Annotated in this window: 27 protein-coding genes; 15 read left to right on the top strand and 12 right to left on the bottom strand. The window is 72.6% G+C overall.

Going from position 1 to position 23,763, the window contains the following annotated elements:
• Window positions 1–100 precede the first annotated feature (100 nt).
• The gene (locus tag EXE57_RS10380; RefSeq protein ID WP_135077253.1) at window positions 101–706 is read left to right on the top strand and encodes a dihydrofolate reductase family protein; all 606 of its coding nucleotides are present in this window, start codon (window positions 101–103) and stop codon (window positions 704–706) included.
• A gap of 4 nt (window positions 707–710) precedes the next feature.
• Here EXE57_RS10380 and EXE57_RS10375 read toward each other — a convergent pair whose 3' ends face one another.
• Entirely contained in the window at window positions 711–1,880 is a 1,170-nt protein-coding gene (locus tag EXE57_RS10375; RefSeq protein WP_135077251.1) for a hypothetical protein, read from the bottom strand.
• Window positions 1,877–2,386 carry a SigE family RNA polymerase sigma factor gene (locus tag EXE57_RS10370; RefSeq protein WP_135077249.1) on the bottom strand — a complete coding sequence of 170 codons (510 nt, stop codon included), beginning with the start codon at window positions 2,384–2,386 and terminating at the stop codon, window positions 1,877–1,879. Before EXE57_RS10370 ends, EXE57_RS10375 begins: the two co-directional genes overlap by 4 nt.
• Window positions 2,387–2,502: 116 nt before the next feature.
• Here EXE57_RS10370 and sp36 point away from each other — a divergent pair, with 116 nt between their 5' ends.
• The 5 genes from sp36 to EXE57_RS10350 all read left to right on the top strand — a co-directional run bounded on the left by sp36 (window position 2,503) and on the right by EXE57_RS10350 (window position 5,893).
• Window positions 2,503–2,658 (top strand): Sp36 family protein, encoded by a 156-nt coding sequence (gene sp36 / locus EXE57_RS19740; RefSeq protein ID WP_167305872.1) that lies wholly within the window; start codon window positions 2,503–2,505, stop codon window positions 2,656–2,658.
• 3 nt (window positions 2,659–2,661) lie between these two features.
• Window positions 2,662–3,135, top strand: coding sequence for a RidA family protein (locus tag EXE57_RS10365; protein ID WP_135077247.1), 474 nt, complete (start codon window positions 2,662–2,664; stop codon window positions 3,133–3,135).
• An 8-nt stretch (window positions 3,136–3,143) separates the two neighbouring features.
• Window positions 3,144–3,980 (top strand): NUDIX hydrolase, encoded by an 837-nt coding sequence (locus EXE57_RS10360; RefSeq protein ID WP_135077245.1) that lies wholly within the window; start codon window positions 3,144–3,146, stop codon window positions 3,978–3,980.
• Window positions 3,977–4,774 carry an MBL fold metallo-hydrolase gene (locus EXE57_RS10355; RefSeq protein ID WP_135077243.1) on the top strand — a complete coding sequence of 266 codons (798 nt, stop codon included), beginning with the start codon at window positions 3,977–3,979 and terminating at the stop codon, window positions 4,772–4,774. Before EXE57_RS10360 ends, EXE57_RS10355 begins: the two co-directional genes overlap by 4 nt.
• A gap of 198 nt (window positions 4,775–4,972) precedes the next feature.
• Window positions 4,973–5,893 carry a type IV toxin-antitoxin system AbiEi family antitoxin domain-containing protein gene (locus EXE57_RS10350; RefSeq protein WP_135077241.1) on the top strand — a complete coding sequence of 307 codons (921 nt, stop codon included), beginning with the start codon at window positions 4,973–4,975 and terminating at the stop codon, window positions 5,891–5,893.
• 61 nt (window positions 5,894–5,954) lie between these two features.
• Here EXE57_RS10350 and EXE57_RS10345 read toward each other — a convergent pair whose 3' ends face one another.
• Window positions 5,955–6,632 carry a Crp/Fnr family transcriptional regulator gene (locus tag EXE57_RS10345; protein WP_135077239.1) on the bottom strand — a complete coding sequence of 226 codons (678 nt, stop codon included), beginning with the start codon at window positions 6,630–6,632 and terminating at the stop codon, window positions 5,955–5,957.
• 140 nt (window positions 6,633–6,772) lie between these two features.
• On the opposite strand from EXE57_RS10345, the gene nth reads away from it, so the two are divergent.
• The 4 genes from nth to EXE57_RS10325 are packed head-to-tail and all read left to right on the top strand — an operon-like array spanning window position 6,773 to window position 9,946.
• Entirely contained in the window at window positions 6,773–7,489 is a 717-nt protein-coding gene (nth, locus tag EXE57_RS10340; RefSeq protein ID WP_135077237.1) for an endonuclease III, read from the top strand.
• A complete protein-coding gene (locus tag EXE57_RS10335; RefSeq protein WP_167305871.1) occupies window positions 7,486–8,082 on the top strand; it encodes a TlpA family protein disulfide reductase in 597 nt (198 codons plus the stop codon). The genes nth and EXE57_RS10335 overlap by 4 nt, the downstream gene beginning before the upstream one ends.
• Window positions 8,079–8,774 (top strand): NUDIX hydrolase, encoded by a 696-nt coding sequence (locus EXE57_RS10330; protein WP_244246782.1) that lies wholly within the window; start codon window positions 8,079–8,081, stop codon window positions 8,772–8,774. Before EXE57_RS10335 ends, EXE57_RS10330 begins: the two co-directional genes overlap by 4 nt.
• Window positions 8,771–9,946, top strand: a complete 1,176-nt coding sequence (locus EXE57_RS10325; RefSeq protein ID WP_135077233.1) for a MarP family serine protease — start codon at window positions 8,771–8,773, stop codon at window positions 9,944–9,946. Before EXE57_RS10330 ends, EXE57_RS10325 begins: the two co-directional genes overlap by 4 nt.
• A 7-nt stretch (window positions 9,947–9,953) precedes the next feature.
• Here EXE57_RS10325 and EXE57_RS10320 read toward each other — a convergent pair whose 3' ends face one another.
• On the bottom strand, window positions 9,954–10,358 hold the full coding sequence (locus EXE57_RS10320; RefSeq protein ID WP_135077231.1) for a phage holin family protein: 405 nt from the start codon (window positions 10,356–10,358) through the stop codon (window positions 9,954–9,956).
• Between the two features lie 148 nt (window positions 10,359–10,506).
• On the opposite strand from EXE57_RS10320, the gene nhaA reads away from it, so the two are divergent.
• Complete coding sequence (nhaA, locus tag EXE57_RS10315; protein ID WP_135077229.1) at window positions 10,507–11,940, top strand: Na+/H+ antiporter NhaA; 1,434 nt, start codon at window positions 10,507–10,509, stop codon at window positions 11,938–11,940.
• 83 nt (window positions 11,941–12,023) lie between these two features.
• Here the strand turns inward: nhaA and acs are convergent, their stop codons facing one another.
• The 3 genes from acs to EXE57_RS10300 all read right to left on the bottom strand — a co-directional run bounded on the left by acs (window position 12,024) and on the right by EXE57_RS10300 (window position 16,063).
• On the bottom strand, window positions 12,024–14,018 hold the full coding sequence (acs, locus tag EXE57_RS10310) for an acetate--CoA ligase (protein ID WP_135077227.1): 1,995 nt from the start codon (window positions 14,016–14,018) through the stop codon (window positions 12,024–12,026).
• 117 nt (window positions 14,019–14,135) lie between these two features.
• Window positions 14,136–15,836: a sodium:solute symporter family protein gene (locus EXE57_RS10305; RefSeq protein ID WP_135077225.1), complete on the bottom strand. Its 1,701-nt coding sequence runs from the start codon at window positions 15,834–15,836 to the stop codon at window positions 14,136–14,138.
• A complete protein-coding gene (locus tag EXE57_RS10300) occupies window positions 15,833–16,063 on the bottom strand; it encodes a DUF4212 domain-containing protein (RefSeq protein WP_244246781.1) in 231 nt (76 codons plus the stop codon). The genes EXE57_RS10305 and EXE57_RS10300 overlap by 4 nt, the downstream gene beginning before the upstream one ends.
• A gap of 328 nt (window positions 16,064–16,391) precedes the next feature.
• Here EXE57_RS10300 and EXE57_RS10295 point away from each other — a divergent pair, with 328 nt between their 5' ends.
• On the top strand, window positions 16,392–16,826 hold the full coding sequence (locus tag EXE57_RS10295) for a hypothetical protein (protein WP_208542817.1): 435 nt from the start codon (window positions 16,392–16,394) through the stop codon (window positions 16,824–16,826).
• A gap of 15 nt (window positions 16,827–16,841) precedes the next feature.
• Here EXE57_RS10295 and EXE57_RS10290 read toward each other — a convergent pair whose 3' ends face one another.
• From EXE57_RS10290 to EXE57_RS10275, 4 genes are read right to left on the bottom strand one after another with little or no spacing between them, the layout of a single operon-like run.
• Window positions 16,842–18,371, bottom strand: coding sequence for a sodium/solute symporter (locus tag EXE57_RS10290; protein WP_135077221.1), 1,530 nt, complete (start codon window positions 18,369–18,371; stop codon window positions 16,842–16,844).
• Window positions 18,371–18,751 carry a hypothetical protein gene (locus EXE57_RS10285; protein WP_135077219.1) on the bottom strand — a complete coding sequence of 127 codons (381 nt, stop codon included), beginning with the start codon at window positions 18,749–18,751 and terminating at the stop codon, window positions 18,371–18,373. Before EXE57_RS10285 ends, EXE57_RS10290 begins: the two co-directional genes overlap by 1 nt.
• A complete protein-coding gene (locus tag EXE57_RS10280; RefSeq protein WP_135077217.1) occupies window positions 18,748–19,473 on the bottom strand; it encodes a LytR/AlgR family response regulator transcription factor in 726 nt (241 codons plus the stop codon). The genes EXE57_RS10285 and EXE57_RS10280 overlap by 4 nt, the downstream gene beginning before the upstream one ends.
• Entirely contained in the window at window positions 19,470–20,588 is a 1,119-nt protein-coding gene (locus tag EXE57_RS10275) for a histidine kinase (RefSeq protein ID WP_135077215.1), read from the bottom strand. Before EXE57_RS10275 ends, EXE57_RS10280 begins: the two co-directional genes overlap by 4 nt.
• A 90-nt stretch (window positions 20,589–20,678) precedes the next feature.
• Between EXE57_RS10275 and EXE57_RS10270 the strand changes: the two genes are divergently transcribed.
• Window positions 20,679–21,533 (top strand): sensor histidine kinase, encoded by an 855-nt coding sequence (locus tag EXE57_RS10270; protein ID WP_135077213.1) that lies wholly within the window; start codon window positions 20,679–20,681, stop codon window positions 21,531–21,533.
• A 32-nt stretch (window positions 21,534–21,565) separates the two neighbouring features.
• Window positions 21,566–21,745, top strand: a complete 180-nt coding sequence (locus EXE57_RS10265) for a DUF1059 domain-containing protein (protein WP_135077211.1) — start codon at window positions 21,566–21,568, stop codon at window positions 21,743–21,745.
• 21 nt (window positions 21,746–21,766) lie between these two features.
• Here the strand turns inward: EXE57_RS10265 and EXE57_RS10260 are convergent, their stop codons facing one another.
• On the bottom strand, window positions 21,767–22,633 hold the full coding sequence (locus tag EXE57_RS10260; protein WP_135077209.1) for a class I SAM-dependent methyltransferase: 867 nt from the start codon (window positions 22,631–22,633) through the stop codon (window positions 21,767–21,769).
• Window positions 22,634–22,687: 54 nt separating this feature from the next.
• Between EXE57_RS10260 and EXE57_RS10255 the strand changes: the two genes are divergently transcribed.
• A complete protein-coding gene (locus EXE57_RS10255) occupies window positions 22,688–23,416 on the top strand; it encodes an oxidoreductase (protein WP_135077207.1) in 729 nt (242 codons plus the stop codon).
• The last annotated feature ends 347 nt before the right edge of the window (window positions 23,417–23,763 follow it).

Below are 23,763 nucleotides of genomic sequence, written 5' to 3'. Positions count from 1 at the left end.
GTTCGAGACTAGGACCTCGAGCGGACTGGAGGTCAACGCGATGATTCCGCGGCCCAGCGCCGGTCGAACCTCCATCAGCGCCTGCATCCCCGGAGGAGCCATGGGCAAGGTCGTCGCCGCCATCACCGTCTCGCTCGACGGCTACGTCACCGGACCGGACGACCGTCCCGGCCAGGGCCTCGGCATCGGTGGTGAGCGGCTCCACTACTGGGTGATGGGGGGACCCTGGACCTACGACTCCGAGCACGAGCCCGGAGCGGGCATGTCCGAGGCCGACGAGGCCTACTACTCCCAGCTGACCGAGGGCCTGGGCGCCGGCATCTGCGGCCGCGGGATGTACGACGCGGCCGGGGCCTGGGGTGGGGAGAACCCCTTCGAGGGCACGCTCGTCGTCCTCACCCACCGGACCGAGGACCAGCCCGACCCGGCGACCGGCTTCCTGATGGTCGACGGCTTCGACGCGGCGCTGGCGGCAGCCCGCGAGGCCGCCGGGGACGCCGGCATCGCGGTCGGCGGCGGGGCGGACACGATCCGGCAGGCGCTCGCGGCGGGTGTCGTCGACGAGATCGGGATCTCCACCGCACCCGTCGTCCTCGGCGGTGGCAAGCGGCTCTTCGAGGGCGTCGAGCAGGACCTCGACCTCGACATCCTGTCGGTGCACCCGTCGGCCTACGCCGTCCACGTGCGGTACGCCGTCCGGCGCTGAGACCTCAGCGGTAGACGGGCACGTCGAGCCCGGCGGCCCAGCCGGGGCGCAGGGCCACCTCGCACGACCCGTCGGTCGCGTCGCAGCGCAGCAGCCAGGTGCGACGCGCGGGGGCGTCCACGCCGTAGGTGAGGGACACCGTGGCGACGTCCGAGCGCGGGTCGAACTGGAACAGCAGGTGGCGCTGGTCCTCCCACGTGGGCAGCCACGTCGCCGATCCCTCGGTGGGGAGGTCGAGCTCCACGCTCTCTCCGCCACCGACAGGGGTGACCACGAAGCGGCCTTCCTCCTCGTGCGCCACCAGGCTCCGGTCGGGGGAGAAGGTGCTCGCGTCCAGGTCGACCTGGCGTCGCTGGGTGAGGTCCCCGTCGGCGGTGACGGTGCCGACGACGGAGGTGGAGGCGCCAGTGCCGCGCACGCCGATCCCGTCGGCGGTCACGAACCGGACGCGGACGGGCAGCACGCCGGGCAGGTCGGTCACCGGCACGGTGCGCCGGCTGCGGATGTCGTAGGTCCACACCTTGCTGGTCTCGAAGGTGGCGACGTAGACCCGGCCGAGGTCGTCGATCCCGGGGACCCACACCTCGGAGGTCGGGAACGGCTGCTCCGCCACCCGGGAACCGTCCTCGAGGTCGACGACGTGGAGCGTGCCGGCGTCACCCCGGCCCGGGGCGTCGGCCACCCAGGCGGCGTAGTGGCCGTCGACGCTCAGTGCCGGGAACCAGTAGCTCGGGAAGCCCCCGCCGAGCGGCAGCCGTTCACCGTCGACCAGCCTGGCCAGACCGTCGGGTGCGTAGTGCAGCGTCGAGCCACCCCGGTGGAGCATCACGTCGCAGCGCGCCTCGATCGGGGCGCCCGCCCCGACGATCCGGTCCGCCCCGTCGCAGTGCGGGATGGCGGGCGGGTCGCCCATCGGCAGGTCGGTGACCGACGTCTCGTCGGGGCGCGGCGAGATCACGGGCGGCCGCTCCGCGCCCGGCCAGCCGAGGTCGAGCGTCAGGGGGACCGCCGCGAGCAGGGCGACGCAGGACAGTGCGACGACGCCGCGGCGTACGTCCCGGGTGCGGCGGCGCCGTCGCCCTCCGGCGGTGATCGCGGCGAGGTCCGGCTCGGGCGCGGCGTGCGCCTCCGCGACCTCCCGGAGCACGGCCCCGAGGTCCTGGTCCACGCTCATCGCTGCACCCCTCCGGTGGTCGGGATCGCGGCCACGCTGCGGCGCAGCGCCTGCATCGCGTCGTGGGCCGTGGACTTGACGGTGCCGGCCGAGCAGCCGAGCACGTCGGCGATCTCACGCTCGGACAGGTCCTCGTAGTAGCGCAGCACCACGACCGCGCGCTGCCGCGGCGGCAGCGCGCACACCAGCGGCCACAGCAGCTCCCGGTCGACGAGCACCTGCTCCGGGGACGGCGTGCCGGTGTCCGGCGGGTCCGCGCTGGGCACCTCGTGGCGCTGCCAGGCCCGACGCCGCGTCGAGATCAGCGTGTTGACCATGATCCGGCGGACGTAGGCGTCGGGCGCCTCCATGGCGCTGATCCGCGGCCAGGCGACGTACGCCTTCTCGAGGGTCACCTGCACCAGGTCCTGCGCCGCCGTCTCCGAGGCGGTGAGCAGCAGGGCGAGCCGGGAGAACGTCGACCAGCGCGCGGCGACGTACTCCTCGAATCCCGTCTCGTCGCGCATCGGTCCTCCCGGCGTCGCTCTCCACCATTGAACGCCTGCGGGCCCCGGTGGGTTGGGTGGTCTGGTCAGCCCCCGGGCGGGTTCGCCGCGCCGTGCCGGGCGGCTAGGGTCGGCCCATGACCAAGTGGGAGTACCAGGTGGCGCCGATTCCGCTCCACAACGAGGCCTTGATGCTCAACAACTTCGGCCAGGACGGCTGGGAGCTGGTGACCATCCAGACCAACGCGCAGGGTGGGCTCGTCGCCTTCCTGAAGCGTCCGTCGGAGGGCTGAGCCGTGAGCCATCCCGAGGAGCGGCTGGCCGCGATGGGGCTGAGCGTCCCGGACGTCGCCAAGCCGGTGGCCGTCTACGTCCCCGCCGTGCGCTCCGGCAGCCACGTCTTCACCTCCGGCCAGCTGCCGATGCGCTCGGGAGAGCTGATCCGCACCGGCAAGGTGGGCGGCGAGGTGAGCCTCGAGGAGGCAGTCGAGTGCGCGCAGCAGTGCGCCCTCAACGCGATCGCGGCGGTCCGGGCCGAGATCGGCGACCTCGCTGCCGTGGCGCGGGTCGTCAAGGTGGTCTGCTTCGTCGCCTCGACGCCCGACTTCACCGGCCAGCCGCAGGTCGCCAACGGTGTCTCCGAGCTGCTGGGCGAGGTCTTCGGCGAGGCCGGCGTCCACGCCCGGTCGGCCGTCGGCGTACCGGTGCTGCCCCTCGACGCGCCGGTCGAGGTCGAGCTCGTGGTGGAGGTCTCCGGAGGCGCGCTCTAGTGCAGCGGATGCCGCTGCCGGCGAGCCTGGTCGAGCACGCCCGGGCGTACGCCGAGGGGTCGGCCACCCCGGCCGAGCCCCGCGACGCCGCGACCGTGGTGCTGCTGCGGCCCGACGACCGGGGGTCGTCGGTCTACCTGCTGCGGCGGCAGACGTCGATGGCGTTCGCGGGTGGGATGTGCGTCTTCCCCGGCGGTGGCGTCGACCCCCGCGACTTCGACCACGCCGTCGCCTGGGCCGGGCCGGACCCGGCCGAGTGGGCACGCCGGCTCGACGTCGACGAGCGCAGGGCCCGCGCCCTGGTGTGTGCGGCGGTGCGGGAGACCTTCGAGGAGTCCGGGGTGCTGCTCGCCGGCACCGCCGACGAGGTCGTCGGCGACACCACGGGTGAGGACTGGGAGGCCGACCGGGTCGCGCTGGAGGCCCGGGAGCTGTCGCTCACCGACTTCCTGGACCGGCGCGGGCTGGTGCTGCGCAGCGACCTGCTGGGCGCCTGGGCCGCCTGGCTGACCCCGGAGTTCGAGCCCCGCCGCTACCGGACCTGGTTCTTCGTGGCCGCCCTGCCCGAGGGCCAGGTGACGCGCGACGTCTCGACCGAGTCATCGTCGGTGATGTGGCTGCCGGTGCCCGACGCCACGGCGCGGGCCGACGCCGGCGAGGTGTTCATGATGCCGCCGACGTACCTCACCTGCCTCGACGTCGACCGGCACGGCTCGCCCCGCGACGTGCTGGCCGAGGCGGCGACGCGGGAGGTCACGATGTTCATGCCCGAGGTGGTCTCCGTCGACGGTGGCCACTTCCTGTCGATGCCCCCCGGCTCCGAGGCGCTGGTGGCCGACCGATGACTTGGGCGGGCGGCAGCTTCGGCGAGCGCGGCAGGTGTGTGCTCGCACCCAACGCCAACCCGATGACGCTCGACGGCACCAACACCTGGGTGCTGCGGGAGCCGGGCGCGCGACGGTCCGTCGTGGTCGACCCGGGCCCGCCGGACGCGGGCCACCTCGATGCGGTCCGGTCCGTGGCAGGCGACGTCGCGGTGGTGCTGCTGACGCACCACCACCTCGACCACTCCGAGGCCGCGCGCGAGTTCGCCGAGTCCGTCGGCTGCGGGGTCCGTGCGCTCGACCCGGCGTACCGGCTGGGGAGCGAGGGGCTCGGCGAGGGCGACGTCGTCGAGGTCGACGGGCTCGAGGTGCACGTCGTGGCCACGCCCGGCCACACCGCCGACTCGCTGTCGTTCTGGCTGCCGGGGGACGCGACGGTGCTCACCGGCGACACGGTCCTCGGGCGGGGGACCACCGTCGTCGCCCACCCCGACGGCCAGCTGGGCGCGTACCTCGACTCGCTCGACCGGCTGCACGCGCTCGTCGAGCGCGAGGAGGCCGCGGCGATCTGGCCCGGCCACGGCCCGGTCGTCGACGACGCGCTCGGCGTCCTCGACCACTACATCGCCCACCGCGCCGAGCGACTCGAGCAGGTGGCGGCCGCGGTCGCGCAGCTGCGGGCGGGGGGCGTCGCCGACGCCACGTCCCTGCCGCGCCAGGTCGTCGAGATCGTGTACGCCGACGTCGACCCGGTCCTCTGGGGGGCTGCCGAGCTCTCGGTCCGGGCCCAGCTCGAGCACCTGCAGACCCGTTGAGTTGGGCCCCCGCAACCGTTGAAGTAGGCCCCCGCAACCGTTGAAGTGGGCCCCCGCAACGGTTGAGCTGGGACCCGGTTCCGGTTGAGCGGGGCCGTGGTGCCGCGAGTCGTCCACAGTCGACCCGCAGGGGCGGTCGTCCACAGCGCCGCAGCGGCCCCGAGGCGGGCAGGTGGTTCCGGGGGCAACCTGCGGCCCATGATGAAGAGAGCCCTGCCCGACGGTCCGTTCACCACCGCCGACGCCGCGCGCCTCGACACGAGTCGTACGACGCTGACCCGCTGGGTCCGGGAGGGCAGGCTGCGACGCCTGTTCACCGGCGTCTACGTCCGCGCCGACCTGCCCGACACGACGCTGCTGCGGGCACAGGCCGCGCGCCTCGTCCTGAGCACGCACTCGGTGCTGTGCGACCGCACCGCGGCGTGGATCCACGGCATCGACGTCTTCCGGTACGCCGAGCTCGACGCGATCCCCGAGCTGGAGACGGTCGTGCTGCGCGGCCACGACCCGACCGACCGCGGTGGCTGCCGCGGCGGGAGCCGGGACCTCGAGCCGGGGGACTGGCAGGTCATCGGTGGGGTGCGCGTGACGACGCCGGTGCGCACCGCCCTCGACCTCGCCTGCCGGCTCCCACGGCGCGACGCGCTCGCCGCACTCGACGCCTTCGCGCGCGAGTGCGGCGTCACCATCGCCCAGCTGGACCGGCTGCTGGTGCGCTACCACCGGCGGAGGGGTGTCGTGCAGGCGCGCGAGCTCGCGCAGCTGGTCGACGCGCGCAGCGAGTCGCGTCGCGAGTCGTGGACGCGGCTCGAGCTCAACGACGAGGGGCTGCCGGCGCCGACGCCGCAGCACTGGATCCTGGTCGACGGGGTGCCGACGTACCGCCTCGACCTTGCCTACCCGCGTGCCCGGGTGGCCGTCGAGTACGACGGCGAGGACTTCCACACCAGCCCGGAGCAGCGGGCGTACGACAGGGAGCGCCGCGCCTGGTTGGAGGAGCACGGGTGGTACGTCGTGGTCGTCACCCGCGGCTGCATCAGCGGTGCTGCCCTGGCCGCGTGGATCACCGAGGTGCGCGAGGTGCTGCGGGAGCGGGGCGTGAACGTCCGCGGACGGTGATCACGCCCAGCTCACCCGTTGCGCGGGCCCCACTCGACGGTTGCGGGGGCCCATCTCGGCGTCAGCGGGCGCGGCGGGTGAGGCGCTCGAGGTCCATGATCACGACCGACCGGGGCTCGAGGCGCAGCCAGCCGCGCGAGGCGAAGTCGGCCAGGGCCTTGTTGACCGTCTCGCGGGACGCGCCGACCAGCTGGGCGAGCTCCTCCTGGGTGAGGTCGTGGTGGACGTGGACGCCGTCGTCGGCGGTCCGGCCGAAGCGGTCGGCGAGGTCGAGCAGCGCCTTGGCGACGCGGCCGGGGACGTCGGAGAAGACCAGGTCGGCGTTGACGTCGTTGGCCTTGCGCAGGCGGGCGGCGATCTGCGAGAGCAGCCCGCGGGCGACGACGGGGCGGCCCTCGAGCCAGCGCAGCAGGTCGTCGTGGGAGAGCGAGACGAAGCCGACGTCGGTGACCGCGGTGACCGTGGCCGAGCGGGGGCCCGGGTCGAAGAGGGAGAGCTCACCGAACATCTGACCGGGGCCGAGGATCGCCAGGAGGTTCTCGCGGCCGTCGCTGGAGGTACGACCGAGCTTCACCTTGCCGTCGAGGACGATGTAGAGCCTGTCGCCCGCGTCGCCCTCGTGGAACAGCACCTCACCGCGTCGCAGCCGGGTCTCGGCCATCGAGGCACGCAGCGCCGTCGCGGCCTCGTCGTCGAGCGCGCTGAAGAGCGGCGCCTGACGAAGCACGTCTGTGTCCACGTCGTTCCTCCCAAGTCGTCTCGCCCTGCCGGTCCGGCACAGCGTCGTCCCGATCCTATCCAGTGGTACAGGTCACAGCCCGAATTGGCCACACCTGCAGCCGTCGCCGGTGCCGCATAGGCTGACAGCATGGAGCAGGCATGGTGACGTCGCCCCCGCCCGAGGTCAGCCGGACCTCGCTCGTGCGTCGCGCCCGCAAGGTCGACCGGATGCTCGCCGAGACCTATCCCGACGCCCGGTGCGAGCTCGACTTCGACGACCCCTTCCAGCTCCTGGTCGTGACGGTCCTCAGCGCGCAGACCACCGACCGCCGGGTCAACGCCGCCCGGCCGGCGATCTTCGCCGCCTACCCCGACCCCGCGGCGATGGCGGCCGCGCCGCGCGAGCACCTCGAGCAGCTGCTCGGCCCGCTGGGGTTCTTCCGCCAGAAGACCGAGTCCCTGCTCAAGCTCTCCGCGGCCCTCGTCGAGCGGTACGACGGCCAGGTGCCGGCCCGTCTCGACGACCTCGTGACGCTGCCCGGGGTCGGCCGCAAGACGGCCAACGTCGTGCTGGGCAACGCCTTCGGGGTGCCCGGCATCACCGTCGACACCCACTTCGGACGGCTGGTGCGGCGGCTCGGGTGGACCGAGGAGACCGACCCGGTGAAGGTCGAGCACGCAGTCGGCGAGCTGTTCCCGAAGCGGGACTGGACCATGCTCAGCCACCACCTGATCTGGCACGGACGCCGCCGCTGCCACGCCAAGAAGCCGGCCTGCGGGGCCTGCCCGGTCGCCCGCTGGTGCCCGTCCTACGGCGCCGGCCCGACCGACCCGGTGGCCGCCGCCGCGCTGGTCAGGACCGAGGGGCCGGCGTGAGGCGGACCGTCCTCGCCGTCGCCTCGGCGGCCCTGCTCGCGGGCTGCAGCGGCGCCACGCCCGCACCCGGCCCGGCGCGGATCGACGTCGACACCCCCGAGCTGCGCGAGCTCAAGGCCGAAGCCGGTGTCGAGGACTGCGCGCCCGGCGACGCAGGGCCCGCGGCCGGTGGGCTGCCCGACGTCACGCTGCCCTGCCTCGGTGGCGGACCCGACGTCGAGCTGGCGAGCCTCCGGGGCCCGCTCGTGGTCAACCTCTGGGCGTCGTGGTGCGGTCCGTGCCGGGAGGAGATGCCGGTCATCCAGCAGTTCCACGAGCAGCACGGCGAGCAGGTGCAGGTCCTCGGCATCGACTACGAGGACCCCCAGGTCGAGAGCGCGATGGACCTGGTCGGCGAGACCGGGGTGACCTACCCGCTGCTGGCCGACCCGCAGTCCTCGCTGCAGGGCGCCGGGCCGTTCCCGGGCCTGATGGGGTTGCCGATGTTCGCCTTCGTCGACGAGGACGGCGCCGCGACCGTGGTGGCGCAGAAGGTCGACTCGGTGGGCGAGCTCGAGGACCTCGTCGACGAGCACCTCGGGATCCGCCTGTGAGGCCCGACTGGTTGCGCCCGATCGAGGAGGGCGCGCGGGCGATCACGGTCCACGACCTGACCCGCTTCATGCCGCCCGAGGACAGCGACCCGCGGCGCGGTGCCGTGCTGGTGCTCTTCGGCGAGGGCGACCACGGCCCCGACCTGCTGCTCACCGAGCGTTCCCACCACATGCGCAGCCACCCCGGCCAGATCTCCTTCCCCGGCGGTGGGATCGAGCCGGGTGAGACCGCCCACGACGCGGCGCTGCGCGAGGCCGAGGAGGAGACCGGCCTCGACCCCGCCGGGGTCGACGTGTTCGCCGAGCTCCCCGAGCTCTGGCTGCCGCCGAGCAACTACGCCGTGACCCCGTTGCTGGGCTGGTGGGAGACCGAGAGCCCGGTCGCGGCCGTGGACCCCGACGAGGTCCACGAGGTCCATCGCGTGCCGATCGCCTCGCTCGTCGGTCCCGACCACCGGATCTCCGTACGCCACCCGTCGGGCTGGGTCGGGCCCGGCTACCTCATCGGCGCCGGCAAGGACCTGGTGCTGTGGGGCTTCACGGCCGGCATCATCGCGCGGCTCTTCGACTTCGTCGGGTGGGCCGACACGGTCGAGGACCCGCCGGTCCACCTCGTTCCCGACCACATGCTGCAGGGTGAGGACCTCCGGGCCGACGTACGGTCCAACACCAGATTCGGAGAAGGCCGGTGAACGTCCTCGACTGGCTGCTCGTGGTGCTGGTCCTCCTCTACGCCCTCTCGGGCTACTGGCAGGGCTTCGTCACCGGCGCCTTCGCCACCGCCGGGCTCCTGCTCGGCGGGCTGTTCGGCGTCTGGCTCGCCCCGTTCGCGCTCGGCGAGGCGGCGCCGTCGCTGGTGGTCTCCCTGGGGGCGCTCTTCATCGTGATCCTGTCGGCGTCGGTCGGGCAGGCGCTGTTCCAGTTCGCCGGGTCGCGGCTGCGCGACCGCATCACCTGGCAGCCGGCACGCGCCGTCGACGCGGTCGGGGGCGCGTTGCTCAGCGCTCTCGCGGTGCTGCTCGTCGCCTGGGCGCTCGGTGTCGCCGTTTCCGGGTCGGGCATCTCCGGCATCACCGGCCAGGTGCGCAGCTCGACGGTGCTGGCGAAGGTCGACCAGACGCTGCCGACCTCGGCCGACGACCTGCTGGGTGCCTTCAACGACGTGGTGGGAGCCGGCTTCTTCCCCCGCTACCTCGAGCCCTTCGCGCCCGAGCGGATCGTGGAGGTGCCGCCCGGCCCGCAGCGGATCCTGCGCGACTCCGACGTCCGCGCGGCCGAGGCGGCGGTGCTCAAGATCCGTGGCACCAACTCGTGCGGCCGCGGGGTCGAGGGGTCCGGCTTCATCTACGCCGACGGCCGCGTCATGACCAACGCCCACGTGGTCGCCGGTGTCTCCGACCCCGAGGTCGAGATCAGCGGCGACACCGTCTCGGCCGAGGTCGTCCACTACGACCCCGAGCTCGACGTCGCCGTGCTCGCGGTCGACACCGCCGGGATGCCGGCCCTGTCCTTCGACAACGGCGCCCAGCCGCGCGACGCGATCGCCGTGCTCGGCTACCCCGAGGACGGACCGTACGACGTGCGTGCGGGCCGGATCCGGGCCGAGCAGCGGCTGCGGTCGCCCAACATCTACGGCGAGGGCACCGTGATCCGCGAGGTCTTCTCGCTGCGCGCGCTGGTGCGCCCCGGCAACTCCGGCGGGCCCATCGTCTCCACCGACGGCGACGCCGTCGGCATGGTCTTCGCCGCCTCGGTCACCGACGACGAGACCGGCTACGCGCTGACCGCCGACCAGGTGGCGCAGAGCGCGGCGCGGGGGCTGGCGACGAGCGAGCCGGTGGCCACCGGCGACTGCGCCGGTTGACCCCGGGTCAGGCCTGACCCTTCAGGGCACGGGGGATCTCCCGGCCCTGCTGGATCGCCCGCTCGGGTCCCCGGACCCTCTTGACCTTGCGCACGCCCAGGAAGACGAGGAGGGCGGCGACCAGCACGTAGAAGGCGAAGACGATGAGGAAGGCCCAGTGCAGGTCGAGCCCCTCGCCGTTCCAGTTGATGAAGTAGGCGATCGCGACCGAGAGCATGATCACGGCCAGCACGAGGAGGAAGGCCGCCGCCGCGAACAGGCCGATGCCGAGGCCGCCCGCCTTGACGCTGACCTTGAGCTCCGACTTGGCGAGCTGGATCTCCTGGGAGACCAGCGACGACAGGTCGCGACTGGCGTCGGCGACGAGGCGGCCGATGGTGGGGTCGGTCTCCCGGACGGGTTCGGGGGCCATGTCGTGGAGTTCCTCCGTGGTGGGATGCGCGCGGACCTCGACCCTACCGTCCCGCTAGGCTGGACCTCGGTGTGCCGGGAAGTCTGGTCGGCTCGCTGGTCGCACGGGCCGGCGGAGTGCCCGTCGACGACGCCCGAAAGGCGGCCCCATGACCGACGATTCCCCGTCCCCCTCCTCCGAACGCTCGGGTGAGCGCGCCACGGACCACGGCCAGGACGCCGTGTGGCGGCTCGGCCCGGTCTACTCGGAGAGCGACCGGACGCTGGCCCGGCTGGTCGCCCGGCCGGTGCGGGAGTTCCTCCGGGTCGAGACGGCGGGCTCGGTGCTGCTGCTGGCCGCGGCCGTCGTCGCCCTGGTGTGGGCGAACTCGCCGTGGACCGAGGCGTACGACTCCTTCTGGCACACCACGATCACGCTCGACATCGGGGTCCTGACCCTGGAGGACACGCTCCAGCACTGGGTCAACGACGCCCTCATGGTGATCTTCTTCTTCGTCGTCGGGCTGGAGATCAAGTACGAGCTCGTCCACGGCGACCTCCGTGACCCCAAGACCGCGGCGCTGCCGATCGTGGCGGCCGTCGGCGGCATGGTCGTCCCCGCGGGCATCTACGCGGTGATCGTCGCCGGGGGCGAGGGCGCCTCCGGCTGGGGGATCCCGATGGCCACGGACATCGCGTTCGCGGTGGGGGTCCTCGGCCTGCTCGGGCGCCGCATCCCGTCGGCGGCCCGGCTCTTCCTGCTGACCCTGGCGATCGTCGACGACATCGGCGCGATCCTGGTGATCGCCGTCTTCTACACCGATGACCTGAACCTCATCGCCCTCGCGATCGCGATCGCGCTGCTGGGGCTGATGCTCGTGATGCGCAGGCTGCGGATCTGGAGCGTGTGGGCCTACGTCGTGGTCGGCGTGCTCGTCTGGCTGGCCACCTTCGAGTCCGGCGTGCACGCGACGCTGGCGGGGGTGGCGATCGGCCTGATCACGCCGACCAGGCCGCTGCTCGAGGAGAAGGTCGCCCGCGGCTACGCCCAGAAGGCGCTCGAGGACCGCCACCTCGACGCCGACGAGCTGCACCGGCTGCGGTTCCTGCTCGCGGAGTCCGTCCCGGTCCAGGAACGGCTCCAGAACCGGCTGCACCCCGTGTCGTCGTACTTCGTGCTGCCGGTGTTCGCGCTCGCCAACGCCGGGGTCTACCTCGGTGGCGGGGTGCTCGGACAGGCGCTGGACTCCGCGGTCGCGCTCGGCATCGCTGCCGGGCTCGTCGTGGGCAAGCCGGTCGGCATCCTGCTCGCCGCCTTCCTCGCCGTCAGGCTCGGTCTGGGCAGGCTGCCGGAGAACACCGGGTGGCGCATGGTCGCCGGGCTCGGAGCGGTGGGCGGCATCGGGTTCACGGTCAGCCTCTTCATCGCCGGGCTGTCCTTCCCCGGCGACGAGCTCCTCACCGGGGAGGCCAAGGTCGGCATCCTCGGTGGCTCGCTGGTCGCGGCGCTGCTCGGCGTTGCCCTGCTGCTGCTCGGCGGCAAGCAGCCTGTCGACGCCGAGGACGAGACCGACGATGCCGAGTCGGCGCGGGCTGACACCTGATCCGTGCCGAGTGGGCGCCTCAACGGTGAGAGGAAGCGCCGACTCGGCAGGCCGCGGGCGAGAGGAAGCGCCGACTCGCCGGCTCAGTCGTCGTCGGAGGCGCCCGAGCCCTCCTTGTCCTTGATCAGGTCCATCACGGTGGAGTCGGCGAGGGTGGTCACGTCGCCCACCTCCCGGTGCTCGGCGACGTCCTTGAGCAGCCGGCGCATGATCTTGCCCGAGCGCGTCTTCGGCAGCTCGGGGACGATCATCACCTGACGCGGCTTGGCGATCGCGCCGATCTCCTTCTGCACGTGCTTGCGCAGCTCCTCGATCAGCTCGTCGGGGGCGGCCTCGCCACCCTCGAGCGCCGACTCGCGCAGGATCACGAACGCGCAGACCGCCTGGCCGGTGGTGTCGTCGGCGGCACCCACGACGGCGGCCTCGGCGACCTTGGGGTGGGAGACCAGGGCCGACTCGATCTCGGTCGTGGAGAGCCGGTGGCCGGACACGTTCATCACGTCGTCGACCCGACCGAGGAGCCAGATGTCGCCGTCGTCATCCTTCTTGGCGCCGTCGCCGGCGAAGTAGAAGCCCTTCTCCGCGTAGCGCGACCAGTACGTGTCCTTGAACCTCTCGTCGTCGCCCCACAGCGTGCGCAGCATCGCCGGCCACGGCTTCTGGAGCACGAGGTAGCCGCCGGAACCGTTGGGCACGGACGCGCCGAGGTCGTCGACCACGTCGGCGGCGACGCCCGGGAGGGCCTTCATCGCCGAGCCGGGCTTGCCGTGGGTGACGCCGGGCAGCGGGCTGATCATGATCTGGCCGGTCTCCGTCTGCCACCAGGTGTCGACGACCGGGACCGAGCCCGCCCCGATGTTCTCGCGGTACCAGACGTACGCCTCGGGGTTGATCGGCTCGCCGACCGAGCCGAGCAGGCGGATCGAGGACAGGTCGAACTTCGCGGGGATGTCGTCGCCCCACTTCATGAACGTCCGGATCGCCGTGGGGGCCGTGTAGAAGATGGTGACGCCGTACTTCTCGACGATCTCCCACCAGCGGCCCTTGTGGGGGCTGTCGGGGGTGCCCTCGTACATCACCTGCGTGCAGCCGTTGGCGAGCGGGCCGTAGGCCATGTAGGAGTGGCCGGTCACCCAGCCGACGTCGGCGGTGCACCAGTAGACGTCGGTCTCCGGCTTGAGGTCGAAGACCTCCCAGTGGGTGAACGAGGTGCCGACGAGGTAGCCGCCGGTGGTGTGCAGGATCCCCTTCGGCTTGCCCGTGGTGCCGGAGGTGTACATGACGTAGAGCGGGTGCTCGGAGTCGTGCATCTCCGCCTCGTGGTCCGCCGACTGGCCGTCGACGGCGTCGTGCCACCACAAGTCACGGCTGTCGTCCCAGTCGACGTCCTGACCGGTGCGGCGCACGACGAGCACGGACCGGACCGCCTGGCCCTGCTCGGAGGCCTTGCCGACCGCCTCGTCGACGGCGGGCTTGAGGGCCGAGGGAGCGCCGCGGCGGAAGCCGCCGTCGGAGGTGATGATCACCTCGGCGCCGCAGTCGACGACCCGGTTGGCGAGGGCGTCGGCGGAGAAGCCGCCGAACACGACCGTGTGGGGGGCGCCCAGACGGGCGCAGGCCAGCATCGCGACGACCGTCTCCGGGATCATCGGCATGTAGATCGCGACCCGGTCGCCCTTCGCGACCCCGAGCTCGACCAGGGCGTTGGTCGCCTTGCAGACCTCGTCCTTGAGCTGTGCGTAGGTGAGGTCGCGGGTGTCGTCCTCCGGCTCGCCGACGAAGTGGATCGCCACCTTGTCGCCGTGTCCGGCGTCGACGTGGCGGTCGACGCAGTTGACCGCGGCGTTGAGGGTGCCGCCGACGAACCACTTCGCGAACGGCGGGTCGTCCCAGTCGAGCACGCGGTCCCACTTCCGGCCCCAGTCGAGCCGCTCTGCCGCATCGGCCCAGAACGCCTCCGGGTCGGCGTCGCCACGGGCGTACGCCTCCTCGCGGACGTTGGCGTCGGCAGCGAGGTCCGCCGGCGGCTCGAAGCGGCGGTCCTCGTTCATCAGGTTGGACAGGGTCTGCTCGCTCATGGATCTGAACCTACTCCGTGTGGGTTGGCCCGGGGTTGCCCGGAGGAGACGCCACCGGCGGCGAGGGGACGCCTCGCCGCCGGCGGTCTGGGGGGTTGCCGGTCAGGCTCCGGCAGGTCAGACCTGCCCCTCGGCGTGCTTGGCCACCAGCTCGGTCCGCCCCGGGAACCGGATCTCCTCGACGAGCTCCTGCATCACCGGCGACGGCTTGGTCGTGAACTTCGAGACCGTGATCGTGACGATGAAGTTGATGATCATGCCCACCGTCCCGAAGCCGGTCTCGGCGATCCCGAAGATGCCGTCGGAGTTGCCGTAGATGTCGATCGTCCACAGCATGTAGGCCATCGTGGTGATCAGTCCGGCCGACATGCCTGCCGTGGCACCCGCGGCCGTGCAGTTCTTCCAGAAGATGCCGAGCACCAGGATCGGGAAGAAGCTCGCCGCCGCGAGGCCGAAGGCCAACGCGACCACCTGGGCCACGAAGCCGGGAGGGTTGATGCCGAGGTAGCCGGCGACGACGATCGCGCCGCCCATCGCGATCCGGCCCACCATCAGCTGCCGCGCCTCGGTGGCCTGCGGGTTGATCCGCTTGTAGTAGACGTCGTTCGCCACCGACGAGGAGATCACCAGCAGCAGCCCCGAGGCGGTCGACAGCGCGGCCGCGAGGCCACCCGCGGCGACCAGCCCGACGATCGGTGCGGGCAGCCCGCCGATCTCCGGCGAGGCGAGCACGATGATGTCGTTGTTGACGAAGATGTCGGTGTACCTGAGCACGGTGTCCGGGGCCAGCTCCGAGATCGGTGCCCCGACGGCACCCGGCTCGGACGGCGCCTGGGTGATCAGGCCGACCTCTGCCCACGTCGTGAACCACGAGGGCACGTCGGAGACGGCCGTCCCCTCGACGTCGTTGATGATCTGCAGCTTGCTGAACGCTGCCACGGAGGGAGCGGTGGTGTAGAGCAGCGAGATGAAGAACAGCGCCCACAGCGCCGAGAAGCGGGCGGCTCGCACGCTCTTGGCGGTGTAGAACCGCACGATCACGTGGGGCAGGCCCGCGGTCCCGAACATGAGCGCCGCCGTGATCAGCAGCATGTTGAGCATGTTGGTCGACCCGAAGGCGGCGGTGTACTCGCCGAGACCGAGGTCGGCCTGCAGCCCGTTGAGCTCGTCGAGGATGGTGCCGAACCCGATCTGCGGGACCGCGACGCCGGTCACCTTCGCCGACACGGCGAAGGCCGGGATCAGGTAGGCGATGATGAGCACGGTGTACTGCGCCACCTGGGTCCAGGTGATGCCCTTCATGCCGCCGAGGACGGCGTAGAAGAAGACGATCGCCATGCCGATGACGACGCCGACCGTGGTGTCGACCCCGAGGAACCGGGTGAACACCAGGCCGACCCCGGCCATCTGGCCGGCGACGTACACGAACGAGACGACGACGGCGCAGAGCACCGCGATCAGGCGGGCGGACTCGGAGTACCGGTCACCGACGAAGTCGGGGATCGTGTACTTGCCGAACTTGCGGAGGTACGGCGCCAGCAGCAGTGCCAGCAGCACGTAGCCGCCGGTCCAGCCCATGAGGTAGACCGAGCCGCCGTAGCCGTTGCCGGCGAGGCCGATGATGCCGGCCATGGAGATGAACGACGCAGCGCTCATCCAGTCCGCGGCGATGGCGGCGCCGTTGGCCGGGGCGGGGATGCCGCCGCCGGCGACGTAGAAGCCCGAGGTGCTGTTCACCCGGCTCGCGTAGGCGATGTAGATGTAGACGCCGAAGGAGAGGGCCGTGAAGACGAGGGTCCAGGTCTGGATGTCGGTCACGAGTGGTGCACCTCCTCCTCGTACTCGTCGATGCCGTACTCGGCGTCGAGCTTGTCCATCCGCCACACGTAGACGGCGATGAGGGCGACGAAGGTGATGATCGACCCCTGCTGGGCGAACCAGAAGCCCAGCGGGAAGCCCATGATGGAGAAGTTGTTCAGCGGCTCGACGAAGATGATGCCGGCGCCGAACGACACCAGCGCCCAGATCGTCAGCAGCACCGCCATCAGTCTGAGGTTCCTGCGCCAGTAATCCTGGCGCGCCTGTGCATCCATGGGTGTCCTTCCGGCAGTCGCTCGACGGGTCCTGGGAGTGAGGACAGCAACGTCGCGGAGTGCCGGTCAAGGTCTGGATATGACCCAGGTCACGTCGAGCGCCGAGTGGTGCGGATACGTCGGTCAGCGGCGCGGCGGGCCCCCGGGGAACGCTCGTTGCGGGTGTGACCTCGCTCACGGACCGCTGGTCCCGGGCCTGGCGCCGTTCGTCGTACGACGAGCGGGCGAGCGGCACGACGAACGACCGTGACGGTGCCGCGGCCGTGCGTAGCATCGCCGCATGGACCAGACAGTGGGCACGGCTGGCGCGACCACGACCGGGAAGTCGACGGGACGCCGGATGGCCGTTCCCGGACGCCGCCGGCTGCTGGGGGCCGTGGCCATGGTGGCGGTGGGGTCGTTCATGCCGTGGCTCGACACCGTCGTCGGGACCGTCTCCGGTGCGCGCGGCGCCGGCCTGTGGACGTTCTACGCGGCGATGCTCGGCCTGGCCGGCGCGCTCGTCCCGGTCCGCTCGCTCGCCGTCGTCCAGGGCGCGGTCCTCGCCCTGGTCGCCTCGGTGCTGCCGGTCTGGCAGCTGGTCCACGTCTACTCGATGGTGGGGACGGCCGGCTGGATGCCCGGCCCGGGGCTGGTCCTCGTCCTCGGCGGCGGCGTCCTGGCGGCGGTGGCGGTGCGCCAGATGGCGACCGCGCCCTGGCCCTCCCGACGCTGAGCCCGTCCGGGCGGCTCAGCCGCGGTCGAGCTGCACCTGCTCAGGGGTGTGCAGTCGCACCATGAAGCGGTGCACGTCGACGGGCCGCCGGTCCCGGGTGGCGAGCGAGACGGCCCACATGGTCACGAAGGCGGCCGGGACGCTCCACGCCGCCGGCTGCTCGAGCAGCACCGAGGACCAGCTCCCTCCCGGCGGGGTGCTCAGCGTCCACACGACGGCGGCTCCGGAGCCGGCTCCGCCCACCAGCAGGCCCGCGAGCGCGCCGGGCGGCGTCAGCCCTCGCCACCAGATGCCGAGCACGAGCAGTGGGCAGAAGGTCGAGGCCGCCACGGCGAAGGCGAGCCCGACCGCCCTGGCGACGCCCACCCCCGGCACGAGGAGGGCGAGCGCGCACGGCACGGCGACGGCGATCACGCAGCCTGCGCGGAAGGCAGCGACGCCGCTGAGCCGTCGCCCGCCGAACGGGCGGCCGGTGACGTCCTGGCCGAGGACGCCGGCCACCGCGATGGCCAGTCCCGAGGAGGTCGAGAGGAAGGCAGCGAACGCGCCGGCGGTGACCAGCGCCGTGAGCAGCTCACCGGCCAGCCCGGGCACCATCAGCCGTGGCAGCTCCAGCACCAGCACGTCGGTCCGCCCGGACGCGACCAGCGCGTCGGCGTACACCCGCCCCAGCGCGCCGTAGAGCGGCGGCAGCAGGTAGAAGAGGCCGAGCAGCCCCAGGACGACGAGGGTGGTCCGCCGCGCGGCCCGGCCGTCGGGGTTGGTGTAGAAGCGCACGACGACGTGGGGAAGCCCCATGGTGCCGAGGAAGGTCGCCACGATCAGGGAGTAGGTGAGGTAGAGGCCCTGGCCGTCGCCGGACGCCAGCGGCAGCGCCCAGTCGGTGGCCCCGAGCCCGGAGGTCGGTACGTCGGCCGGGTGGGGACTGCCGTCGCCCACCCAGACGATGAGGAGCGCCAGCACCGGGACCAGCAGCGCCGTCAGCTTGAGCCAGTACTGGAAGGCCTGGACGAAGGTGATGCTCCGCATGCCGCCCGACACGACGTTGGCCAGGACGATGACCGGCACGATCAGCTCCCCGACCCACCGCGGCACCCCGATGGTGGACTGCAGGGTGATGCCGGCGCCCTGGAACTGCGGCAGCAGGTAGAGCCACCCGACGAGCACGACGATCAGCGAGCACAGCGAGCGCACGCGGCGGGAGTGGAGCCGCGCCTCGGCGAAGTCGGAGAGGGTGTAGGCGCCCGACCGACGCAGCGGAGCCGCGACCAGGACCAGCAGGACGAGGTAGCCGGCGGTCCAGCCGACCGGGTACCAGAGCATCTCGGTGCCCCTGACGAGGACCAGCCCGGCGATCCCGAGGAACGAGGCCGCCGAGAGGTACTCGCCGCCGATCGCCGAGGCGTTGAGCCGCGGGCCGACGCTGCGCGAGGCGACCATGAAGTCGCTCGTCGTCCGCGAGAAGCGCAGGCCCCAGGTCCCGATCGCGAGGGTGGCGATCGTGACCACGGCAACCGCGACGATGCCCCAGGCCGGAGAGCTCATCAGGGGTCCATCGTCTCGACCAGGTCGGTGAAGTCGTCCTCGTTGCGCTCCGCCGCGCGGACGTAGCGCCAGCCGACGAGCAGGAGGAACGGGTACGCCGCGAAGCCGATGAGCAGCCAGGGGAGCGGGATGCCGAGCAGCCGGACCTCGGCGAGCCCGGGCTGCCACCAGAACAGCGCGGGCAGGGTGCCGAGGCCCAGGAGGAGCACCAGCAGGCTGAGCGCCGCCAGCCGGAGCTGCTCACGCAGCAGCGACCCGAGGTAGATCTCGCCCAGCCTGGTCTCGGCGTCGATGTGACGGCGCCTCGGCTGCGCCCGGCCGGTCCGGCGGCGCGGGGGCCCCGAGACCCGGACCCGCTCCGGGGGCCGGTCATCGGTCATGTGCGGCTCCGCCGGCTCAGCACCTCGCGGAGCTGGGGGGTGTGGCGGCGGCTCACCTGGAGCACCGCACCGCCGACCAGCACCGAGCAGCGGGTCCCCTCGAACCGCACCTCCTCGACGTGGCCGAGCGCGACCAGCAACGAGCGGTGGATGCGGACGAAGCCCGCATCTGCCCACTGCTCCTCCAGGGCCGAGAGCGGGGACCGCAGCAGGTGGGAGCCGGTCGCGGTGTGCAGGCGCGCGTAGTCGCCCTGCGCCTCGACGTAGCGGACGTCGGAGCGGGCGACGAACCGCGTGACCCCGCCGCGCTCGACGGGGATCTGTTCCTCCGCCTCGGGCGTCGGATGACCGGCACGCTCGATGACCCGGCGCACGGCCTCGGCGAGCCGTTCCTCGCGGACCGGCTTGAGGACGTAGTCGACGGCCCGCAGGTCGAAGGCCTCGACAGCGTGGCCCTCGTGGGCGGTGACGAACACCACCGGGGGCGGGCTGCGGAAGCGGGCCAGGACCTGGGCGAGGTCGAGCCCGGAGAGGCCCGGCATCTGGATGTCCAGGAAGACCACGTCCACGTCGCGCTCGTGGAGGGTCCGCAGCGCGTCGGTCGCGGAGTCGCAGGCGACGATCTCGCCGATGCGGGGGTCCTGGCCGAGCAGGAAGGACAGCTCGTCGAGGGCCGGGCGCTCGTCGTCGACGACCAGGGCGGTGAGCGGCGTACCGGTCATGGGTGGACTCCGGGTGCGAACTTGGGCACCCGGACGGTCACCTTGGTGCCGGCTCCGGGTGCGGTCTCCACCACGAGACCGTAGTCGTCGCTGAAGGCGTTGCGCAGCCGTGCGTCGACGTTCCCGAGACCGACGCTGTCCAGTGCGGCGTCGCCGGCGAGCGCACGGCGTACGCGTTCGGGGTCCTCACCGACGCCGTCGTCCTCGACCTCGATCACGCACTCCTGGTCGAGGTCGCGCGCCACGATCGTGAGCCGGCCCGCCGCCTGGCCCTCCAGCCCGTGGCGGACCGCGTTCTCGACCAGGGGCTGGATGCACAGGAAGGGCACGGCCACCGGGAGCACCTCGGGCGCCACGCGCAGCGTGACCGTGAGCCGGTCGCCGAACCGGGCCTGCTCGAGGAGCAGGTAGCGCTCGATCGACCGCAGCTCCTCCGCCAGCGTCGTGAACTCCCCGTGGCTGCGGAAGGAGTAGCGGGTGAAGTCGGCGAACTCGAGCAGCAGCATCCGGGCCCGGTCGGGGTCGGTGCGGACGAAGCTGGCGATGGCGCTGAGCGAGTTGTAGATGAAGTGGGGGCTGATCTGGGCGCGCAGGGCGCGGACCTCGGCCTCCATCAGCTGGGTGCGTGACACGTCGAGCTGGGCCAGCTCGAGCTGGCCGGAGACCCAGCGGGCCACCTCGTCGGTCGCGCGTACGAGGGCGCCGTTCGGTGAGCCGGTGAGCACCGCGAGGGTGCCGACGATGACGTCCTCGACGACGAGCGGGCCGATCACGGCGTGCCGGATCGGGCACCGGACGTCGTCACAGGCGTCGAGCGCGCTGATGCTGGGCTCGCCGTGGTCCGCGGCCCGCCGCACCAGCCCGGTGAGCTGGTCGCGGTGGCCGAGGCCCTCGCCGTCCCACGCGAGCAGGGCCTCGGTGTCGGTGAGCACCGCGGCAGGGGCGCCGAGCAGCGTGCGCAGGTGCTTGATGCTGCGCTCGGCGCTCGCCGTCGTGAGGCCCTCGCGCAGGGCGGGGGAGGCCAGCGACGCGGTGTGGAGCGCCCGGTACGTCGCGCGGTCCACCTCGGTGCCGAGGCGCGTACGCCGCCGGAGCCGGGGCCAGCCGCGCGTCATGCCGGGAGGGTACCTGTGTCGAACCGCACCGCAGCGGGTCCGACGCGGGCTAGGCTCTGCCGGCTCGACGTGCCACGGGAGGAGAAGACCGTGAACAGTGGACGCCCGCGCCTGGTGGAGGGCGGACGCCCCGCCGACGACCCGCGGGTGCTGGCCGTGCTCGAGGTGCTCGGCGGCGAGCGTGCTCCGGTCGTGGCCCAGCGGTGGGCCGTCGACGTGGCCGTGCTGCACCGGTGGGTCCGCGACTTCGTCGAGGCCGGGACGGCCCAGGTCACCAACCGACCCGACGAGGACCAGGCCCGACAGCGCGACCGCTTCCTCGCTGCCTTCGCCCACGAGACGCGGACACCGCTCGCGGTGGCGCAGGGCTGGGTCGCGATGCTGGCCGAGGAGGAGCTCCCGCCGGCCATGGTGCAGCGGACGGTCGCCAGGCTCGCGGAGGCGCTGACCCGGTTGGCCGAGCGCTCGCGTGACGTGGAGCTGATGGCGGCGGCCTCGCTCGGGCTGGTCCGTCCCGCGCCCGAGGCCGTGAGGGTCGGGGACCTGGTCGCCGACCTCGAGCCGGCACCCGAGGTCGGCGGAGAGGGGCCGGGCGTCGAGCTGCTCGTCGACCCCGAGCTCTTCGGCAGGGTGCTGCGCGACCTGTGGCGGGAGGCCGGTGCGGCGCGCCCGGAGCCGGACTCGCTCGCTCTGGAGGTGCGACGCACGGCTCCCTGGGTCGAGGTCCGCGTCGTGCGCAGGGGGTCCCCGGTGGACCCGCAGGTGCTGCGGGCCCTGTTCGAGCCGTTCGACCTCAACGACGACGCCAGCGGAGTTACGATCGGGCTGTACCTGGCTCGAGCGCTTGCCGTGGCCCACGGAGGGGCTGTCGGGCTCGACCAGGACGAGGACGGCACGTCGTTCTGGGTGAGAGTCCCGGAGCGGCGGCTCGCGGGGTCGTCCTGACGCTCTCCCGACGGACCTTGAGGAGCCCTCCCATGAAGTTTTCCCTTGCCTGTGGCGACGTGATGCCCGGCTGCGTGTCCCGCTTCGAGACCGGTGACCGCGACCTCCTGCTGCAGCAGGTCGCCACCCACGCCGCTGCCGACCACGGCATCACCGAGATCACTCCCGAGGTGCTGCAGGCGGTCGAGAGCCGCATCGTCGCCGTCGCCTGACGACCTCGCCCACGGGTCGGGTCAGCGGAAGTCGATGAGCAGCATGTCGGTGTCGGTGCCGTCGCTGACCTGCCCGTCGGACCGTTCCCGCGGCTGCGGGTCGGCCGGGGTGTCCGTGTCGTCCTCGGGCTCGGGTTCACCGCGCTCGGGCCGGTCGATGACGCGCGCGCGGTAGCAGCGGCAGTCGTACGGCAGCTGCATGCCGTCCATGCCCCGGCCGTAGTCGTCGTAGAAGGCGAGCACCTCGGCGAGCTTGGCCTCACGCGCCTCGTCGTCGAGGGTGGCGACGTAGCTGCGGGAGGCGGCCATGTCGAGGATCGAGTCGCGGTCGACGCCCTGCCAGAAGTGGAAGTCCTTCTCCTCCACGAAGCCGAACAGGTCCGACTGGACCAGCGCCTGCGTGGAGTCGGTCGTCTCGGAGCCGGGAGAGCCGAGCAGCGCTCCCAGCTTGCGCACCCACGGGATGCGCTCGTCGCGGAGGTTCCAGGTGAGGGCGAGGTGCCCTCCTGGCCGCAGCACCCGGGCGATCTCGGGGAGCGCCCGGTCGTGGTCGAACCAGTGGAAGGCCTGCGCGACGACGACCACGTCGACGGAGCGGTCCGTGAGCGGGATCTCCTCCGCCGGTGCCTGGCTGGTCGGGACGTCGGGGAGCGTACGCCGGAGCACCGCCAGCATGTCGGCGTCAGGCTCGGTCGCGTGGACGTCGTGGCCGAGGTCGACCAGCTCCGCGGTCAGCTTGCCGGTGCCGGCGCCGAGCTCGAGGACCGTCGTCGGGTCGGCTCCCGCCAGCCACCGGGCGGCGTCGCGGGGGAAGGCCGGGCGGCCCCGGTGGTAGCGCTCGGCCACGGAGCCGAAGGAGCGCGCCTGGCGCTGCACGTCGTCGTCCATCCCCGGCAGGCTACCTGCTGGGGCACGGTCCGCCGCGGCTAGCCTGAGCCCACGATGAGCACCGATCTCCTGACGCGCCTCGACGCCCTCGACGGCGTCCCCTCGGCCTTCGCCGCCGCCCGCGACGGCATCGACGCGATGCTGCGCGACCGGGGGCTGCGGCGCACCAGCCCGGAGACCACGGCCGAGTCGCTCTTGCGGGGCGCCCACGCCAGCGCGGTCCTCGAGGGGTCGACCTCGACCCTCGAGGAGGTGCGGGACGGGGGCGGTGACGAGGTCGCGCGGGCCTCGGTCCGGTTGTCCACCGAGCTGCTCGGGCTGGCGCCGGTGCTGCTCCGCTCGCCGCTGCAGGCGCTCGCCCGGATCCACGCGGTCGTGGGGTCCGGGTCGCTGCCGGCCGACCAGCTCGGGCGGCCGCGCGACGCCGAGGCCGCCGTACGCCTGCGTGCGGTCGGTGGACTGGTCTCCGCGGAGGGGTCGGCGCTGCTGGCGGCCGCGGTCGTCCACGCCGAGCTGCGGGCGGCCCAGGCGTTCGCCAGCCACAACGGGATCGTCGCGCGTGCGGCCGAGCGGCTGGTGCTGGTCGCGCGAGGCCTGGACGAGAAGTCGCTGGTGGTGCCCGAGGCCGGCCACCTGGCGCTGCGTCCGGCGTACGAGGCGAGGATCGACGGCTACCGCGAGGACCCGGAGACGGGGATGCACCCGTGGCTGCTCTACGCCGCCGAGGCGTACGGCGCTGCGACGGAGGCGAGCCCGGTGCGCACCCCGACCCCGGGGTCCTGAGGGCGGGGCTGCGTCGCGTCGGTTCCCCGCTCGAGCGGGGGACCGACGCTTGGTGGGCGAAGCTTCCTGCGCCAGACTCGCCCACCAGGTTGCGGCCCTGCAGCCCTGCGCCGTCCGGACATGCGAGCGGCACCCGACTCAAGAGACTCGGGTGCCGCCGCTGACACGTGAGACCCGGCTACCAAGCGTGCTGTTCTCATTGCTGACCCGGGTGTGTCCCGGCGACAGGCGCCCTGTAGGAAGGGTGGATCGCCGCGTGGGTACCTGGCTCACGTGCGGGCTTCTGGAGTTGTGGTGGGTCCTGTCTACGCCGCGACCGATGACAGTTCAAGACTTGATTTCGCGGC

The organism is Nocardioides euryhalodurans (genome assembly GCF_004564375.1).
Lineage (GTDB): Bacteria > Actinomycetota > Actinomycetes > Propionibacteriales > Nocardioidaceae > Nocardioides > Nocardioides euryhalodurans.
The sequence above is the reverse complement of the archived record's forward strand: the minus strand, read 5'-3'. Positions and strand labels throughout refer to the sequence as shown.